The organism is Burkholderia aenigmatica, from assembly GCF_048627025.1.
Lineage (GTDB): Bacteria > Pseudomonadota > Gammaproteobacteria > Burkholderiales > Burkholderiaceae > Burkholderia > Burkholderia aenigmatica.
Genome location: NZ_CP184471.1, coordinates 128,824 through 145,029 on the forward strand (window position 1 = coordinate 128,824; position 16,206 = coordinate 145,029).

Annotated in this window: 13 protein-coding genes and 1 pseudogene; 11 read left to right on the forward strand and 3 right to left on the reverse strand. The window is 62.0% G+C overall.

Annotated features, from left to right (window positions below):
- The first annotated feature begins 141 nt into the window (after positions 1 to 141).
- The 6 genes and pseudogenes from ACN8ZM_RS38375 to ACN8ZM_RS38400 form a co-directional block, all read left to right on the forward strand.
- Positions 142 to 678 (forward strand): hypothetical protein, encoded by a 537-nt coding sequence (locus ACN8ZM_RS38375; protein WP_021161749.1) that lies wholly within the window; start codon positions 142 to 144, stop codon positions 676 to 678.
- A 158-nt stretch (positions 679 to 836) separates the two neighbouring features.
- Complete coding sequence (gene chrE / locus ACN8ZM_RS38380; protein WP_011875860.1) at positions 837 to 1,184, forward strand: rhodanese family chromate resistance protein ChrE; 348 nt, start codon at positions 837 to 839, stop codon at positions 1,182 to 1,184.
- A gap of 148 nt (positions 1,185 to 1,332) precedes the next feature.
- Positions 1,333 to 2,475: a c-type cytochrome biogenesis protein CcsB gene (ccsB, locus tag ACN8ZM_RS38385; protein ID WP_011875861.1), complete on the forward strand. Its 1,143-nt coding sequence runs from the start codon at positions 1,333 to 1,335 to the stop codon at positions 2,473 to 2,475.
- A gap of 261 nt (positions 2,476 to 2,736) precedes the next feature.
- Entirely contained in the window at positions 2,737 to 3,684 is a 948-nt protein-coding gene (locus ACN8ZM_RS38390) for a metallophosphoesterase family protein (protein WP_011875862.1), read from the forward strand.
- A 434-nt stretch (positions 3,685 to 4,118) separates the two neighbouring features.
- Positions 4,119 to 4,994, forward strand: a complete 876-nt coding sequence (locus ACN8ZM_RS38395) for an extracellular solute-binding protein (protein ID WP_089452997.1) — start codon at positions 4,119 to 4,121, stop codon at positions 4,992 to 4,994.
- Positions 4,991 to 5,167, forward strand: a pseudogene (locus ACN8ZM_RS38400) (ABC transporter permease); the annotation flags it as partial. The gene ACN8ZM_RS38395 and the pseudogene ACN8ZM_RS38400, both read left to right, overlap by 4 nt.
- Positions 5,168 to 5,245: 78 nt before the next feature.
- On the opposite strand, the gene istB reads toward ACN8ZM_RS38400, so the two are convergent.
- Both istB and istA read right to left on the reverse strand, forming a co-directional pair.
- Positions 5,246 to 6,034 carry an IS21-like element ISBmu1 family helper ATPase IstB gene (gene istB / locus ACN8ZM_RS38405; protein ID WP_012213993.1) on the reverse strand — a complete coding sequence of 263 codons (789 nt, stop codon included), beginning with the start codon at positions 6,032 to 6,034 and terminating at the stop codon, positions 5,246 to 5,248.
- A 4-nt stretch (positions 6,035 to 6,038) separates the two neighbouring features.
- Entirely contained in the window at positions 6,039 to 7,550 is a 1,512-nt protein-coding gene (gene istA / locus ACN8ZM_RS38410) for an IS21 family transposase (RefSeq protein ID WP_027809980.1), read from the reverse strand.
- 213 nt (positions 7,551 to 7,763) lie between these two features.
- Between istA and ACN8ZM_RS38415 the strand changes: the two genes are divergently transcribed.
- The 5 genes from ACN8ZM_RS38415 (at position 7,764) to ACN8ZM_RS38435 (ending at position 14,726) form a co-directional block, all read left to right on the forward strand.
- Positions 7,764 to 9,452, forward strand: coding sequence for an ATP-binding cassette domain-containing protein (locus ACN8ZM_RS38415; protein WP_420213344.1), 1,689 nt, complete (start codon positions 7,764 to 7,766; stop codon positions 9,450 to 9,452).
- A gap of 174 nt (positions 9,453 to 9,626) precedes the next feature.
- Positions 9,627 to 9,893: a metal-sensing transcriptional repressor gene (locus ACN8ZM_RS38420; protein WP_011875866.1), complete on the forward strand. Its 267-nt coding sequence runs from the start codon at positions 9,627 to 9,629 to the stop codon at positions 9,891 to 9,893.
- A 9-nt stretch (positions 9,894 to 9,902) separates the two neighbouring features.
- Positions 9,903 to 11,033: a nickel/cobalt efflux protein RcnA gene (locus tag ACN8ZM_RS38425; protein ID WP_011875867.1), complete on the forward strand. Its 1,131-nt coding sequence runs from the start codon at positions 9,903 to 9,905 to the stop codon at positions 11,031 to 11,033.
- Positions 11,034 to 11,264: 231 nt separating this feature from the next.
- Positions 11,265 to 14,201, forward strand: coding sequence for a Tn3 family transposase (locus ACN8ZM_RS38430; RefSeq protein WP_011875868.1), 2,937 nt, complete (start codon positions 11,265 to 11,267; stop codon positions 14,199 to 14,201).
- 105 nt (positions 14,202 to 14,306) lie between these two features.
- Entirely contained in the window at positions 14,307 to 14,726 is a 420-nt protein-coding gene (locus tag ACN8ZM_RS38435) for a hypothetical protein (RefSeq protein ID WP_306415730.1), read from the forward strand.
- Here ACN8ZM_RS38435 and ACN8ZM_RS38440 read toward each other — a convergent pair.
- Positions 14,723 to 16,204, reverse strand: coding sequence for a tyrosine-type recombinase/integrase (locus ACN8ZM_RS38440; RefSeq protein ID WP_011875870.1), 1,482 nt, complete (start codon positions 16,202 to 16,204; stop codon positions 14,723 to 14,725). The genes ACN8ZM_RS38435 and ACN8ZM_RS38440 overlap by 4 nt on opposite strands.
- Positions 16,205 to 16,206 lie beyond the last annotated feature (2 nt).

Below are 16,206 nucleotides of genomic sequence, written 5' to 3' on the forward strand. Positions count from 1 at the left end.
AATCTACAAGTAGAATCCATGGCAACCGCTGCAAACGAGTCAGTGGCGACCCGCCGTGTGCCGGCCTCGCCCTCTAGACGATGATTGGCGGCAACGAGAACTATCCATGTACGGTGGATACGAAAACAGGAAATGTCGCCCATGCAAATATCTGATGAACGTGCACGCCTGTCCCGATCGGGCGTCTCGCACGGCCGCATCGCTGCATCGCTTGTCCGAAGCCGACGATTGTTTTTGCGTGTGAATTCGAACGACGCAGTGAAAGTTGGCGAGACAGCCCCGTTCGCGATGGTGCGAAAGCGATGGATGTCGCCGTTGACTCTGGCGTTGGCGTTGTTTGCCATCGGATCGAGCGAGGCCATCGCGCAGAATGCCTCGTTCAAGCTGCTGAGCGCCGCGCAAATTCGCGCCAAGCTGACCAACAAGTACGTCTCCGACAACGCGCACTGGCTGCATCACTATCTACCGGACGGGCGTCTTGTCTTGGTGGAAAGGGGGCGAGAAAAAACCGGGCGTTGGTTCGTCAGGAACGGTCAACTATGCCTGGTACGGTCCGAGAGAATATCGGAACCAGAATGCCTCGATATTTATGCTCAGGGGCGTGAGGTCGAGTATCGCGACAAGGGGCAAGTCATTGCCGCTGGCAGTATCCGAAGCAGTCCGGACCGGAGCCATTGATTGGTGATCGCGGCTGGCAGGAGTATACGTCGCCCGTCCCGGCAATCACAGCAACTGACGCGCGCGGTTAGTACCAGCGATTCCGCATATCGATTGGCCTGAACTAAGTCTCAATTGTGTCTCGTATGCCTTACTTTGAACTATAGGAGTGCAAAATCATGACGACCGCAATCGCAGTATCTTCGCGCGATCTGCTGGCAGCACTGGAAAGTAACCAGCCACCGCAGATTGTTGACGTAAGGCGAAAGTCCGCATTCAATGAGAGCGGGAAAATAATCATCGGCGCGTCATGGTATGCCCCTGAAGACGTCGGTAACTGGATGGGTGATCTCGAGCAATCTCGTACGGTAGTTGTGTACTGCGCCCACGGTCAAGAACGAAGTCAAATGTGCGCAGCCACGCTTGCGCAGTTAGGCTTCGCTGCCAGTTACCTGGAGGGGGGCTTTGCACAGTGGCTTGCTGACGGCCTTCCCGTCACTTCCCACACCCCAGGCAATCCATCATGAGACGGACAGCATCACCCACCCATCGTCAATAAGTCATTTTATCTCTCATATGACGGCAAAAAAGCGGCAGAGCTAAAAATGGAGAAATTGTGAGATCGATGGCACCCCAATCCGTTTCAACGAACTGTCAATATCGGAATCTGATAGCATGGAATATATATCGAACGACAATTCGGGATCACTTCTCACAGGGCGATCCGCGTTTGATTGGTTTTACGCCATACTGATAGTCGGCGGCGCAGTATTTGCCCTGATGCGCTATCACGAATACATGAATGTGTATGAGGAAACAATTCTGATTTTGACCGCCCCCACGTCTATCTTGCTGGGCTGGCATTGGAAAGCGGCACGATGGACGTTGATGCTCATCGCTATTCTCTCGCTTTCAGCGATTCTTCTTTATGCAGGTGACAGTTCTCACAGTGCAAGCAATTTCTTTCTCAAGTACCTGCTTTCAAGCCCCACTGCGATATTGTGGATGTGCACGTTATTTTTCCTGTCGACCGCTTTTTTCTGGGGCGGGCTTGTGTTCAAATCCGAACTGGGTTTCAGCCTCGGAAGCAAGCTATGCTGGAGTGCGACCGTTCTCGGTTCAGCGGGACTGATGGTTCGTTGGTACGAATCGTACCTGCTCGGCCCGGACATCGGACACATCCCGGTGTCCAACTTGTACGAAGTCTTTGTTTTGTTCAGCCTCATCACGGCGATGCTCTATCTTTACTACGAAGAGCGATATGAGACTCGCGCGGTCGGTCCATTCGTTTTGTTGGTGATATCGGCGTCTATCGGATTTTTGCTGTGGTATACATTTTCACGTCAAGCAGATCAGATTGAGCCTTTGGTGCCCGCGCTGCAAAGCTGGTGGATGAAGATTCACGTGCCAGCCAATTTTATTGGCTATGGAGGATTTGCATTGGCTTCCATGGTGGCCGTCAGTTATCTGTTGAAGGACCGAGGACTCATTGTTGACCGGCTTCCCAGCTTGGAACTGCTGGACGACGTGATGTATAAGTCAATCGCGCTTGGCTTCTTGTTCTTCACGATTGCGACAATTCTGGGGGCTTTATGGGCGGTCGATGCGTGGGGTGGGTATTGGAGCTGGGACCCGAAGGAGACGTGGGCATTGATCGTTTGGCTTAACTACGCCGCATGGCTCCACCTTCGTCTGGTGAAGGGTTTGCGCGGCCGGATCGCGGCCTGGTGGGCACTTGGTGGGCTATTGGTCACGACTTTCGCCTTCCTTGGGGTCAATATGTTTCTTGCCGGCCTGCACTCCTATGGTCGACTATAGCGATCCCAGCGAAGGGCGCAATGAGATGCTGATCTCGGTGTGGCCCTCCTCTTGGTCGAGGTGTTGGACGTCGGCAGCGGTCGATGGTCCGTCGATTGCTGAGTTCCAAGGAAATGCGACACGAGCCGCGAGTCGTCCAGCTATGCGTTTTCCGAGCTGGGAATAAAACGGACGGCTCTGCGGTATTGCTCTTGAAACCAGCTCTGGAGGCCCACCGGGCGAACCGGCGGTTTACCTCCGGATTCCATTCGAGAGGTCACCATGTCGTCAGATCTTCCTTCCCGGCCGTCGCGCCGCAGCGCCTTGAAATGCCTCGCCTTCGGTGGTGCGGGCACCCTGTTTGTCCTGTCCGGAGGCGTCCTCACGCCCGTGGAATTAGCGCTCGCCGCCAGTAGCAAGGACAAGGCGGCGGCCTCGGTCGTGCCGCTGTTCCTGCAGATCAGCGACTCGCATATTGGCTTCAACAAGGAAGCCAATCCAGACGTCGCAGGTACACTCAAACAGACGATTGATTACGTCAACGCCATGCCGATCAAGCCGGCGCTGGCGATTCATACGGGCGATATCACCCATCTTTCAAAGCCGGAAGAGTTCGACCTCGCGGCCCAATTGTTGTCGGGGCTCAATCCAATCACCGAGTTGCATACCGTGCCCGGCGAACACGATGTGACAGACGGACCGCAGGGCGAATACTTCAAACGCTTCGGCAAAGCCTCGGACAACCGGGGCTATTACAGCTTCGACCACAATGGCGTGCACTTCATCGGGCTCGTCAACGTGCTGCATTTCGCGCCAAACGCGCTGGGCAGTCTGGGCGAGGACCAGCTTTCCTGGCTGGAAAGCGACTTGAAAGCGCGTTCGTCCAGCACGCCGATCGTCGTCTTTGCCCACATGCCGATGTGGACGATTTACGCCCCGTGGGGTTGGGGCACCGGCGATGCTGGCCAGGCGATGAGCTATCTGAAGCGGTTCGGCTCGGTCACCGTCCTGAATGGACATATCCATCAGATCGTTTCCAAGGTGGAGGGGAATGTCACGTTCCATACCGCGCGCTCGACCGCCTTTCCGATACCAACGGCCGGCAATGGTCCTGGACCCGTCCCGCTGACAGTGGCGAGCGATCAGCTCCCCAGGATGCTGGGCGTGACCAGCATCAAGATCTCGCGCCACCCGCTGGCGGCGACGGTTTCCGACACGACCCTCGCCTGACTTCGAATATCGCTCACTCAACAAGGATTCAAGCCGTTCGATCCGCTGCGCGATGGTATGCCTCCTGAGGACATCGGCAACTGAATGAGCAATCTCGACAAATCACGTCCTGTGGCCGTGTAGTGCGCGCACGGTGAGCAGCGAAGTCAAATGTGTACAGTGATGCTTGCGCAGTCGGGCTTCATTGCGCGCTACCTGAACGGAGACATTGCACTGTGGATCACTGATGGCTTCCGGATCGCTGCTCACGATCCGGAAACTTCGTCATGAAACGAAGTGCCGCCTGTCGCCAACGGTCCCGTCCCGTCACCCACATCACGAGCGAGATGCCGCAAAGTTCCAAGCGGATTGGGTGGCGGGAACAGGGACCGCCAATGAACGCCCCCAATTAGCCGTAATATACGTAACTTCATAACGGCGTATGGGGGATGGAGATGGGGCGCAAGCTGCTTGCCTGCTGCGCGATGTTGGCGGGAGTGTTGATCGCAAAAACCAGTGTCGCCTACGAAGGTACCGTCGATGTGCTCTATGCAGGCTCCCTCGTCAACGTGATGGAGCGCAGCGTCGGTCCCGCATTCGAAAAGGACACAGGCCTGCGATTCCACGGGTACGCGGCCGGATCGAACAAGATTGCCAACGAGATCAAGGGCAAGCTGCGGCGCGGCGACGTGTTCATCAGCGCGAGCCCGAAGGTCAACGATGGTCTGATGGGGGCCGCAAACGGTGATCACGTGACGTGGTACGTGAACTTTGCCGAGTCGCCGTTGTTGATCGGCTATAACTCGCGGAGCCACTTTGCGGGGGAATTCAAGTCGAAACGGTGGGATCAGGTGCTGCGGGAGCCGGGCATTCGCATCGGTCGGACGGACCCGAAGCTCGATCCCAAAGGTGCATTTACCGTCGACATGATGAAGAAGGCCGCGGACTTCTACCATCAGCCGGATCTCGTCGAAAAGACGCTTGGCGCACCGGAGAATCCCGAACAGGTGCTGCCCGAGGAGACACTGGTCGGCCGTCTGCAGTCGGGCCAGCTCGACGCTGGATTCTTTTACTCGACGGAAACGTCTGATCTGAAGATTCCTGCAGTACGGCCGGCGCCCGAGCTGCAGGCAAAGGCGCGTTACACACTGACCATCCTCGGAGATGCGCCCAACCCGGCCGGTGCAGCCCGGTTCGTCGATTTCCTGTTTAGCGCAAAGGGGCGCGCGCTGCTCAAGGAGCACGGCGTCGACGTGGTCAAACCGACGGTCGCCGGCAACGCGCAGGCGGTGCCGCCGTCGCTGCAGGCTGTCATCGACGCGGCACAATGAAGCGTTCAACGGCGCGGCCCCTCGTCGCGCTCGCGGGGTTGCTCGCGGTGTATCTGTGCGCGCCTTTCGTCGCGAGCATTCCACAGATCGGGCAAGCCGACTGGGCCGGCGTCGACTGGGGCACGACCTGGTCGGCGGTTGCCGTTTCGGCTGGCAGTGCGAGTGTTGTCGCGGGGCGGCGTAAAGGAGCCGGGGATGGGCGGCGTAATGGCGCCAGCAGAACCGGGGGTAAAACGCGGATTCGAACGGTTTCAAGGTTGCGGTTTTTTGCCGTTTTTGGCAACTGCATTTTGAGGGGGATCTGGCATCGGTTTCGGGGTGCGGTAACTGTCGCCCTCGAGGACGAGCCGGTAGGCGCCGTGGCGTAGTCGGTCGAGTGTGGCGGTGCCGAGGATGCGGTTGTCGGGGAACGCGGCGCCCCATTCACCGAAGTCGAGATTCGACGTCAGGATGGTCGCCGCGTGCTCGTAGCGGGCCGCGACGAGATCGTGGAAGTCCTCGTCCTGCGGGGTACGTAGCGGTTTGAGCGCGAAGTCATCGACGATCAGCAGCGGCACCCGGGCGTACTGCTGGAACTTGCGGTCATAGGCGCCGGTGGCGCGCGCGGCGTTCAATCGCTTGAGCAGCTCGGTCTGCGAGATGAACAGCACATCGCGGCCTTGGCGGGCGGCGCAGTGGCCCAGCGCCTGGGCCAAGTGGCTTTTGCCGGTGCCGGTTGGACCGGCGATCAGGATCGCGACCTTCTCGTCGAGATACCGGCCTGTCGCGAGATCATGAACGTGTGAGCGGTTCAACGTAGGCAGCCGGTCGAAGTCGAACGTCTCGAGCGTCTTGCCCATCGCGAAGCCGGCGCGCAGCAGACGGGTGCCGAGCTTCTTGTGTTCGCGACGGGCAACCTCGTCGTGCAGCAGCATGGCAAGGAACTCGGTATAGGCGAGCTGCCCGTCGATCGCCTGACGGTTGCGCTGCTCAAGCGAGTCGAGGATGCCGGACAGGCGCAGCTGTTTGAGGATGGAATTCAATTCGGGACTCGGGTTCATGGTGTCAGTGGATCAGCAGGGATTGGAGATCACGGCCGAAGCGGCCGCCGTTCTGGTAAGCGCCAGTCGGGGCCGACGCGGGACGCGGCACCGGTTCGCTGTCCAGGCCTTTGTCGAGGATGCCCTTGATGGTGCTGTACTTCGCGCTGCTGAACGCGAGCGCACGCTCGCAGGCTGCTTCCAGCCTCTGATCGCCGACTTTCTGTCGCAGCCGGATGATCCCCTGCGCGCCGCGCAGGTTGACGAGCACCTTGTCGTTGAACAGCGCGAGGATCACGCCGTGGCACGACGGCCCGATCTCCTTCGCGCGCGCCAGACACCACTGCGGATCGTGCTCGAGCCAGGCCTGCGCTTCGGGCGGCTGGTGATCTCGCACCGTGTGGCGACCGCCGGCCCGCTGCCGCGGATGGGTTGCGACGAGTTCATGCCGATGGAACAGCTGGATGACCGTATCGGTCGCCTTCAGCCAGAGCGACTTGCCGACGAGCGTGAACGGTGCAGAGTACAGCGCGTGCTTGTAGACGACGTGGCCGTCGCGATGGACCGCCACCTCCTTCCAGACCGACAGTACCGGCGGCACGTCCGGCAATGCAGCGAGCAACGGGCGCTCGACGCCGAAGCGCGTCAGCGGCCGTTCGTGGACGGTGCCGTGGATACGAGTGCCGGCCTGCTGCATCACCCATTCGCGCAGTTGCCGGTTGGCGTCGGCCAGATCCCGGAACTCGCGCAGCGGCACGAAGGACTTCTTGACGTATTTGACGCCCGATTCGACGACGCCCTTCTTCTGGGGATCGTGCGGCGGACAGGCGTCGATCCGGAATCCATATCCCTCGGCAAGCGCGGCGTACGAGCGTTGCACCGCCGGCTCGTATCGACACGCCCGGATGATCGCGCACTTCGCGTTATCGATGATGACCCGGTCGGGACAGCCGCCGAACCATTCGAAGGCGCGCCGGTGGCTGGCGAGCCACGTCTCGACGGTCTGGTCCAGCACGATCTCGGCATACTGGTGGCGCGACCAGCACAACGTCATCACGAAGATCCACGTCCGGACCGCAATGCCCTCGACCGTCAGCACGGGTCCCGCGCCGAAGTCGACCTGCGCGGCGTCGGCCGGTGCGAAGTCGAGGATCGTTGTGGTGGCCACGCTGCGCTCGGCAGCCAGATGGCGCAGCATGCGCTTCACGGCACAATAGCTGCCGGCGTAGCCATGATTGCGTTGAAGGGCGGCATGGATCGTGGTGCCCTGAACGCCGGCGGCAAGCCATTCGCGGACCTGTTCGCGATATGGCTCAACCGTCGACACACAGGTGTGCGGCAGGTGCGGCGTGCGCCCGAAGACACCCGCGATCGTAGCGTCGTCCGGCAGCGGCTGCACCGGATCCAGCCAACTACGCGCTTCAGCCTCGCGGCGCACGGTCGTCAGCTTCTTGCGCCCCATCAAACCGCCGCGCGCGATGTCGCGGTCAGAATCGCCTTGCCGCATGCGGACAAGGACTTGGCGGTATTCAAACAATTCGAACCTCCTGTTGGCCATGGACGCTCCGTTCAAAAAGAACGGAGCGTACCGACTCGGAAAGTTCGAACCGCGTTCTCGCCCTGATGCTGCTGGCGCCTATGCGCCGCCCCTAACGTGGCGCCATTACGCCGCCCTTGGACTGGCGCCTATGTGCCGCCCCTCAAGTGGCGCCCTTATGCCGACCCCGCATTGGCTCCATAGCGCCGCCCCGTGACAAGTGTCGCCGCGCTACTCATTCTGGTCGGTGGCGTGCCGCTCGGGTACTGGCTGGCGCGGTCATCTTCCCGGGCGATGGCGCTGCTCGGCTTTGTCGTGCAATTGCCGCTTGCGTTGCCGCCGTTGACGAGCGGGGTGCTGCTGCTCTTTCTGGTGGGCCCTTACAGCTGGGTCGGCCGCGTGACAGGTGGGGCACTCACCGACTCGTTCGCAGGCATCGTGCTCGCGGAAACGTTCGTCGCCGCGCCCTTCCTGATCGTTGCGGCCCGCTCGGCGTTTGCTTCGATCGACCCGGTGTTCGAAGACGTCGCCGCCACGCTCGGGCATCACGCGGGCAATCGGTTCTTTCGGGTTGCGTTGCCTGCGGCATGGCCCGCGATCCGCGCCGGCCTCGCGCTTGCCTGGTTACGCGCGTTCGGTGAGTTCGGTGCGACGGTGATGGTCGCCTATCACCCCTATTCATTGCCCGTGTACACCTATGTCGTATTTGGCGGGCAGGGACTGCCGGCGATGATGCCGCTGTTGCTGCCCACGCTGGCCATTGCCGTCATCTGCGCCATGTTGTCGGTATACAGCCGCGGCGCGCGGATCGACGCGGCGGCGCCCCCCGTCAATGGTGACGAACCACCATTTGCACCGCCGCGTGCCGTGATCGCTGACGCTTTACCGAACCCGTGCCTCGCCGTTCAACTGACGAAGCGCCTCGGCACGTTCAGTCTCGATCTCAATTGGACCCCATCCACGAAGCGGCTCGCAATCATCGGACCATCGGGTTCCGGCAAGTCACTCGCATTGCGGCTGATCGCGGGACTCGAGCAAAATGAAGGCGGTACAGTCATGCTCGGCCAGCTGGATCTCGGCGCGTTGCCGCCCGAGCGACGGCAGATCGGCTATACGCCGCAGGACTACGGGCTGTTCCCGCACATGACTGTGGCTCAGCAGTTGGCGTTTCCGGTCGATGCCGATGCGGCGAGCGCACGTTACTGGGTGGACCACCTCGGCCTGACGGCGCTGCTGAATCGATTGCCGCACCAGTTGTCGTTTGGCCAGCGCCAACGCGTCGCAGTCGCTCGGGCGCTGACGCGCCACAGTCACCTGCTGCTTTTCGACGAACCGTTTTCGGCGCTCGACACGCCTCGCCGTCGCCGACTGCAACGATCGCTCAGGGAGCTTCAGCGAGAGATTTCCGCCGTGACGATCATTGTTACGCACGACCCGGACGAGGCTTCGCTGCTCGCCGATGAAGTGCTCGTCATTGATCAGGGCCGGGTCCTTCAGACCGGCGCAATCGAGCAGGTATTCAAGCAACCGGCAAGCATGCGCGTCGCGGAATTGCTCGGCCTGAGAAACGTCGGCAGCGGCGTGATTCATGCCCCCGGGCTGATCCGGGTGAACGACGAATTGTTCATCGAGACCGCCAACCGATCGATCGGCGTGAGGCAGCGCGTCATGTGGCGTGTGGCCGCCCGCGCGATTCGCCCAGTCGGCGGACCGGGATCGTTCGAGGCGGTCGTCGACTCGATCGAGCTACGCAACGGCGAGCGCTTCGCACGTGTCGAAATCGCCCGTGTTCACTTCGACCTTGCAATCGGGGATAGCAGCCTAGTCGAGCGACATGCTTGCCATTTTGCGGTGGATCCGGACGGCGTCTCAGTTTGGATTGTGGGGTCCGAAGCGACATGAACGCACCGCGCATCTCGCATTCGTGGTCCCCAGATATCCATCATTGGCACCAGCATGGATGCTTTGCCTATATCCTATCCAGGAGGATAGGATATAATTCGCAACCTCGACGTCGCACCATCGCGATCGACGCACACATTCGTCGTCGCTATCTCTCTTGGAAGTGGGGCAACCGTGACCATCCACGCATCACACCCGGACATCATCAAGCGGCTCAAACGTGCCGAAGGACACCTGAAAAGCGTGATCGCCATGCTCGAGGAAGGCCGCCCCTGCGTGGAAGTCGCGCAGCAACTTCAGGCGGTTGAGAGCGCGGTCGGTAATGCAAAGCAGGCGCTCGTTCGCGACCACATCGATCACTGCATCGACCACGCCATTCATGAAGGCGGTTCGGCAGACGCGGCGCTGACCGAGCTGAAGGCAATTACCAAATACCTGTAAGAGTCCGCCATGACGGAATTTTCCACGCTTCTTCAGCAAGGCGCGTCCAACGCCTGGCTGTTCATTCCCAGCGCGATCCTGCTGGGTGCCTTGCACGGCCTCGAGCCGGGCCACTCGAAAACGATGATGGCGGCATTCATCGTCGCGATCCGCGGGACCGTCGGTCAGGCAGTGCTGCTCGGGTTGTCCGCGACGATTTCGCACACTGCTGTCGTATGGGCCGTCGCGCTGGCCGGGATGTACTTCGGGCGCAACTGGAATGCCGAGACCAGCGAACCCTACTTCCAGGTCGCGTCGGCGGTACTGATCGTCGGCGTTGCCGCGTGGATGATCTGGCGGACCTGGCGTCAGCAGCGACTCGCACACGCTCACGATCATCACGACCATGACCACCACGATCACGGCGATGAAGCCAAGCTGATCGATACCGGGCATGGCGTCGTGCGTCTCGAAGTGTTCGAGGACGGCGTGCCGCCTCGCTTCCGTCTGTATCGACAAGGCCGGCACAGTCACGTGTGGAGCTCCGATGAGGTCCGGATCGAAACCGAACGTCAGGACGGCAGCCGGCAGGCCTTCACGTTCAGGATGGGAGACGGATTCGTGGAATCGGTGCAGGAGATTCCGGAGCCGCACGAGTTTGTTGCTCGACTGAGTCTCGGCCATGGCAACCACAGCCATGACTATGACGTCGAGTTCGTCGAGCACGGTCACCATCACCACGCCGGCGCCGACCAAGACGGGCTCAACATATCGGACGCCGGCTATCAGGATGCGCACGAACTCGCGCACGCCAACGATATTCGTCGGCGGTTTGCCAACCGCGAAGTCACGACGGGTCAAATCGTGATGTTCGGGCTGACAGGCGGGCTGATTCCGTGCCCCGCGTCCATCACGGTGTTGCTGCTCTGCCTGCAACTCAAGAAGATCGCGCTCGGTGCCACGCTGGTGCTGTGCTTCAGTATCGGGCTGGCGCTGACGATGGTCGTCTCGGGGACGTTGGCTGCGATCAGCTTGAAGCACGTGTCGAAGCGCTGGAGCGGGTTCGGCGATTTCGCGCGGAAGGCGCCGTACTTCTCTGGCGCGCTGATCATGCTCGTTGGGCTGTTTGTCGGTTATCAAGGCGTCGTCGCCTTGGGTTGATTTCGGCGTAGACGACCTCGTTCAGGCTGCTCAAGATCGGCTTTCAGTTTTCGTGCATGCCGGCACTCTCACATAGTCGCCTATCCGAAACCTGACAAGCCCGATTTCCGCGGCCGATTCGTTGGACGGCACACGACAACGCTACGAATATGTCATATTCGGCCCGCGATTGTCCGTCACCAAATTTCTCGCTATGCTGCACAGCCCGTCTTCCGCTTCGGGATGCGCACGATGGACCACTGGCGCCTCGCCTACCTCGGCGTGCGGCACTTCCCGCATGAGTTGACTGAGTTCGAGCTCAACACCTTCTTCACGTTCTCCGCCCGCGAGCGCGCCCTGATCGACGGCCGCCGCTCGCATCTTTACCGCCTGGCGGTCGCGCTCCACCTAGGCTTCGTGCGGATGACCGGCCGCACGCTCGATGCTTACAAACAGGTTCCAAATCGTTTGTGGCAGCATCTCGGCGAGCAACTCGGCATCGACTCGCCGGATCTGGGGACGTTGCGCGCACTGTACGATGACCGCACCGACACGCTCGCCGATCACCAGAGGCTTGCCTACGATGCGCTCGGATTCAAGCCCATGGCCGAGCACCAGCGGCGCTACGTCGTGCGCTGGCTTAAGGAACGGCTGTCGGGCCGGCAGGATCGCAGCACGGCGCTGTTCGACCTCAAGCAATGGCTTTACGAGCACCGGGTCCTGATCGTTCACGACCGCGCACTGCAGCAACTGATCGTGCAGGCAGTGCAGGACGTCGAAGCCGCGCTAATCCACCGTCTCGAGGTAGCGTTCGGCGCCGCGGCGCTCGATCAATGGGGCATGTTGTTGCCGCGACCGGAATCGGGCGGAGCCAGCCTACAGCAGTGGGTCTGGTCCGTGCCATTACGGAACTCGACGAATCAGATGGGCGAGTTGTTTCGAAAGATCGAGCGCCTGACCAAGCTCGGTGTACATCGTGACTGGCCAGTCGAGTGCAACGAAGCGACGGTGCGACACTACGCGCGACGCTGCGCGAACCGTCCGCCGTCGGTGAGCAAGCGCATCCGTCAGCCTGTCCGTCAGCTTGAGGCCGCATGCTTCATGCGTTACGCGCTCTGCGTCGCCACGGATCAGCTGCTGTGGATGCTTGCCCGCTGGCAGCGCAAGATGGTCAATGAAGCCGGCCGCAAGGTCGACGCAACGCGCCCGGACCTGAAAGCGCAACTGCGCGAATTTGCGACGGCCGTGAAAGCGCTCGCGACCGACGCCACCCTGGCGCACGACGCGCTAGTCGCGCGTCTAGTGCAACTGGCCGACACGACGCTCGCCCAAAGCGGCCCGAGCCGCGCGAGCCTGGTGCGCGCGCAATTGCTGACCAAACAACGCGTCGCCCGCGCGATGCTGGCGAAGTTGTTGACGCTGCCGTTCGCGTCGCAAACCCCGCATCCCGTCATTGACGCGCTGGAGGTACTGCGAACGATCTACGTTTGCGGCGAACGTGAACTGCCGGCGGATGTATCCGTGCCGGTCGGGCGCGCCTGGCAACGGACCGTGGCCGGCGAGGACCGCGTGCAGGCACTGCTTGCGTTCGAATGGGCGACCTTGTCCGCGTTGCGGGTCGCGCTGCGCAACGGCTCAGTCTTCGTCGAGCACAGTTTCGCGTTCCGCAGCCAGGCCACGCTGCTGATTCCCGACGACACCTGGAAGGCGCAGCGCAACCACTTTTATGGTCATCTGAAACTGTCGCAGGACCCCAAAGAGTATATCGAGCCGATTTGCGCGCACCTGAGCGAGGGCCTTGAACGGTTGACGCAAGCCGTGTCGCGTGGTGAGGTTCGGGTCGACACGGCGATCCACCTCGATCCCGCCTCGGCGCAGCGGGCCGAACCTGCTGTCGAAGCGCTGCGCCGCGCGATCTTCAATGTTCATCCGGACGGCCAGTTGCCGCGCATCCTCCTGGAGATCGATAGCGAGACGCGGTTCAGTTGGTTGCTGCTGGGCCGCGAACCTCGTGCGCGCAGCGAGCTACTGATGGTCTACGCGGCCGTGCTCGCGCACGGCACGTCGATGTCGGCCGCCGAAGTCGCGCGCATGGTGCCGGAATTGTCGGCCGGCGCGATCCGTCAGATGATGCATCGCGTCGCCGACGAGCGCGTGCTGCGAGAGGCGGCAGATGCCGTGCTTGGTTTCATGCACCGCCACCCGATCGCAGCGCACTGGGGGCGCGCGGATCTCGCGTCGTCCGACATGATGTCGCTCGAGACGACCCGTACGGTCTGGCAGGCACGTGCCGATCCGCGGCGGCGCACGGCGTCGATCGGCGTCTACACCCACGTGCGCGATCGGTGGGGTATCTTCTACGACCAGCCGATCGTGCTGAACGAGCGGCAGGCCGGCGTGGCCATCGAAGGCGCCATCCGCCAGGAAGGCACCGACGACGTCTCTCAGTTGGCCGTCGACACGCACGGATATACGGATTTCGGGATGGCGGTGGCCCGCGGGTTGGGATTCGATCTGTGCCCGCGGCTGGCGCATTTGCGTGACCGGCGTTTGCATGTTCCGGTCAGCATGAGCGTGCCCGAAGCGCTGGCCGCCGTCGTCGATCGCGACGTCCAACTGGAAGCCATCGAGGTAATCTGGGATGACTTCGTGCGGCTGGTGGCCTCGATCCAAAGCGGGCACTGTACGGCCGTGCAGGCGCTGACGCGGTTCGGGGCTGCCGCACGCGGCCTGCCGTTGTACGACGGCGGCGTCGCGCTGGGACGTTTGTTCCGGTCGATCTACCTGATCGACTATTTCACGCTGCCGGCGTTCCGTGCCGAACTGCAGCATGTGCTCAATCGCGGCGAAGCGGTGCACACCGTGCAGCGTGCGATTCATCAGGGCAAGATTCCCGTCGAGCTCACGCGGCACCGCCATACGCTCATGGCCGTGTCGTCGTCGTTGAGTTTGCTGACCAATTCCGTGCTGGCGTGGAACACGATGCACATGCAGCAGGCGATCGAACGCATCGAGACACTCGGACAAACGCCAGTGCTACCCGACTATCTGCGGCGCATCGCGCCGACGTATCTGGAAGGCATCAACCTGCGCGGCACGTTCGAATTCCCGGTCGCTGACTACGCGCATCGCCTGATGCCCAGTCTTGCGATCGGCATGCCGATGGCGGGACGCGAGGCACGCGGATGAAATTGGCAGGAGTCCGCGTAAATGGTCGGGGCATAATACGCGGCTCCTGTCTTTTGCTATGCCGCCATGAGTCGAAAGTCCGCCCGGCGTTCGGGACACCGTCCGTTGAGCAAAGAAATGTTGTTGCCGCTCCCGCTCGCACGGACCCGCGCGTTGTCGCTCGAACATCATCTCGCGCTGGCCACCATCGCAAAGGGCCATGCCAATGTCGACTTGATGGTCTGCTTGCTGAAGGCCGTCTATACGGCGTTCTATCTGCGCAAGGAAACGCCGGCGACCGGTGACGATGCCGAATTCCAGCGCGCGGAAGCTGCGCTGGCTCGGTGCATCGCGCGCGCCGAGCGCGGTGAAACCTGGGTCATGCTCGATCGAGACAAAGTCGTGATCGAGCGGATCCTGGTGCTTCACGACGAGCAACTGGCGAGCATACCGACGCATTGTTACCTGACGGCGCTCGACAAACTGAATCGCTTCGCCGTAGAAGGATTGCAATCGCCGATTCCTCCGTTGGCGACCGAACCCTAATCGGTATCGAACGCGCGATCAACGAACGCGCGCAACTGCGACAGATCCGTTTTTGCGTAGCCGGCCGTGGTCTGAATCGACGCATGGCCGAGCAGTGCCTGCGCGGCCGGCAGCGGCACCTGCCGGTCGACGACCAGCGTGCGGGCATAGGCATGGCGCAACCAGTGCGGCGACGCCCGCCGCAACGTGGCGGCACTCGGCGGATCGGTCGGGTCGAGTCGCGCGGCCGCCGCCCGAAAGATCGCCTTGACCTCGTCATACAGCCCCGAACTCTGCAGCGTCCCGCCCTTGAGGCCATGCACCAGCGCCACGTGTTCGCTTGGTTCCGGCTGCTCAGGCAGTCCCCGCAACCGTCGATAGGTTTGCAGACGCGAGACGCAACCCGCGGGCAACGGAATCGCTCGCGGTTTCTGTCCTTTGCCGCACACGTGCAAGGTCCAGCATCCATTGGAGTCGACGTCGAGTACGGGTAGTTGTCGTGCGTCGGACCAGGCCAACTCGACCAGCCGTACGCCCGCAAAGCGGTACAGGCTCCAGATCGCCCGGCGTCGCGCCGCGATCAGCGGCTCGACGTCGCGATCGACCGCGTCAACCTCGGCATCGCAAGCGCCCAACTGCGCAGCTGACAGCATGCGGGTCGGGGCGAAACCGGCATGCCGCCGTTGTCCTCGCACCAGGCCAGCGGCCGGGTTCGCCGTCAGGTAACCGGTTTCGGTCCAGTACTGGAACAGGCTGGCGACGACCGCGAGCGCTCGAGCCTGTGTCGCCTCGGACAGTCGGCCTTCAGGTTGCGCATCGTCAGCAACGTCCTGCGAAGGACGGTGCAGCATGCGTTTGTATTCGAGCAAATCGTGTCGCGTCAGGTCGGACAACGGCCCGAGCTCGTGCGCGATGCACCACGCCGCAAGGCGGCGAATCTCGGTCAGGTAGGCGCGTGCCGTATGGGGCGACCGACTGGCCCGGTCGCGCAGGAACAGCGCGGTCGCCTGGGCGTCATCGCCGACGCCGAGCGTGTTGGTTGCGCTCGCGACGGCGGCAAAGCGCCCCGCGCGCGCGAACCATGGCCGTAACGCAAGCGGGACGCCGCCAACCAGCGGCGCCGACTCCCGAAACCACTCACCGCTCGTGATCGCCAGTAATGCCACCTCGCCGAACTTGAAGCGCCGCCCATGCGCGTGCAGCACGCGTGTCAGCACGGCTTCGGATGCCGGCGCGTCGTCGACCGACACGACCCGTGCGCGACCGCGATCCCAGTATTCGACCGCGGTCGACTGATCGAGCAATAGCCGCATCACGGCCGGCTTTGCGACCTTCGCATCGGCGAGCGACGGAAAGCGCCGCTTGACGAGCGTCAGCGTCCAGCGCAGATAGACGACTTGGCCGAGCACATCGCTCACGTAAGCGATGGCGGCATCGAGACCGTTGGGCAGACGCTGCGGTGGCGTCGCACCGGTATCGATCCAGTCGGCGAAGTTCATGA

Coding starts and splice junctions, on each gene's coding strand:
- ACN8ZM_RS38375 (WP_021161749.1), top strand. CDS start 142: ATGCAAATATCTGATGAACGTGCACGCCTGTCCCGATCGGGCGTCTCG.
- chrE (WP_011875860.1), top strand. CDS start 837: ATGACGACCGCAATCGCAGTATCTTCGCGCGATCTGCTGGCAGCACTG.
- ccsB (WP_011875861.1), top strand. CDS start 1,333: ATGGAATATATATCGAACGACAATTCGGGATCACTTCTCACAGGGCGA.
- ACN8ZM_RS38390 (WP_011875862.1), top strand. CDS start 2,737: ATGTCGTCAGATCTTCCTTCCCGGCCGTCGCGCCGCAGCGCCTTGAAA.
- ACN8ZM_RS38395 (WP_089452997.1), top strand. CDS start 4,119: ATGGGGCGCAAGCTGCTTGCCTGCTGCGCGATGTTGGCGGGAGTGTTG.
- istB (WP_012213993.1), bottom strand. CDS start 6,034: ATGAACCCGAGTCCCGAATTGAATTCCATCCTCAAACAGCTGCGCCTG.
- ACN8ZM_RS38425 (WP_011875867.1), top strand. CDS start 9,903: ATGACGGAATTTTCCACGCTTCTTCAGCAAGGCGCGTCCAACGCCTGG.
- ACN8ZM_RS38430 (WP_011875868.1), top strand. CDS start 11,265: ATGGACCACTGGCGCCTCGCCTACCTCGGCGTGCGGCACTTCCCGCAT.
- ACN8ZM_RS38440 (WP_011875870.1), bottom strand. CDS start 16,204: ATGAACTTCGCCGACTGGATCGATACCGGTGCGACGCCACCGCAGCGT.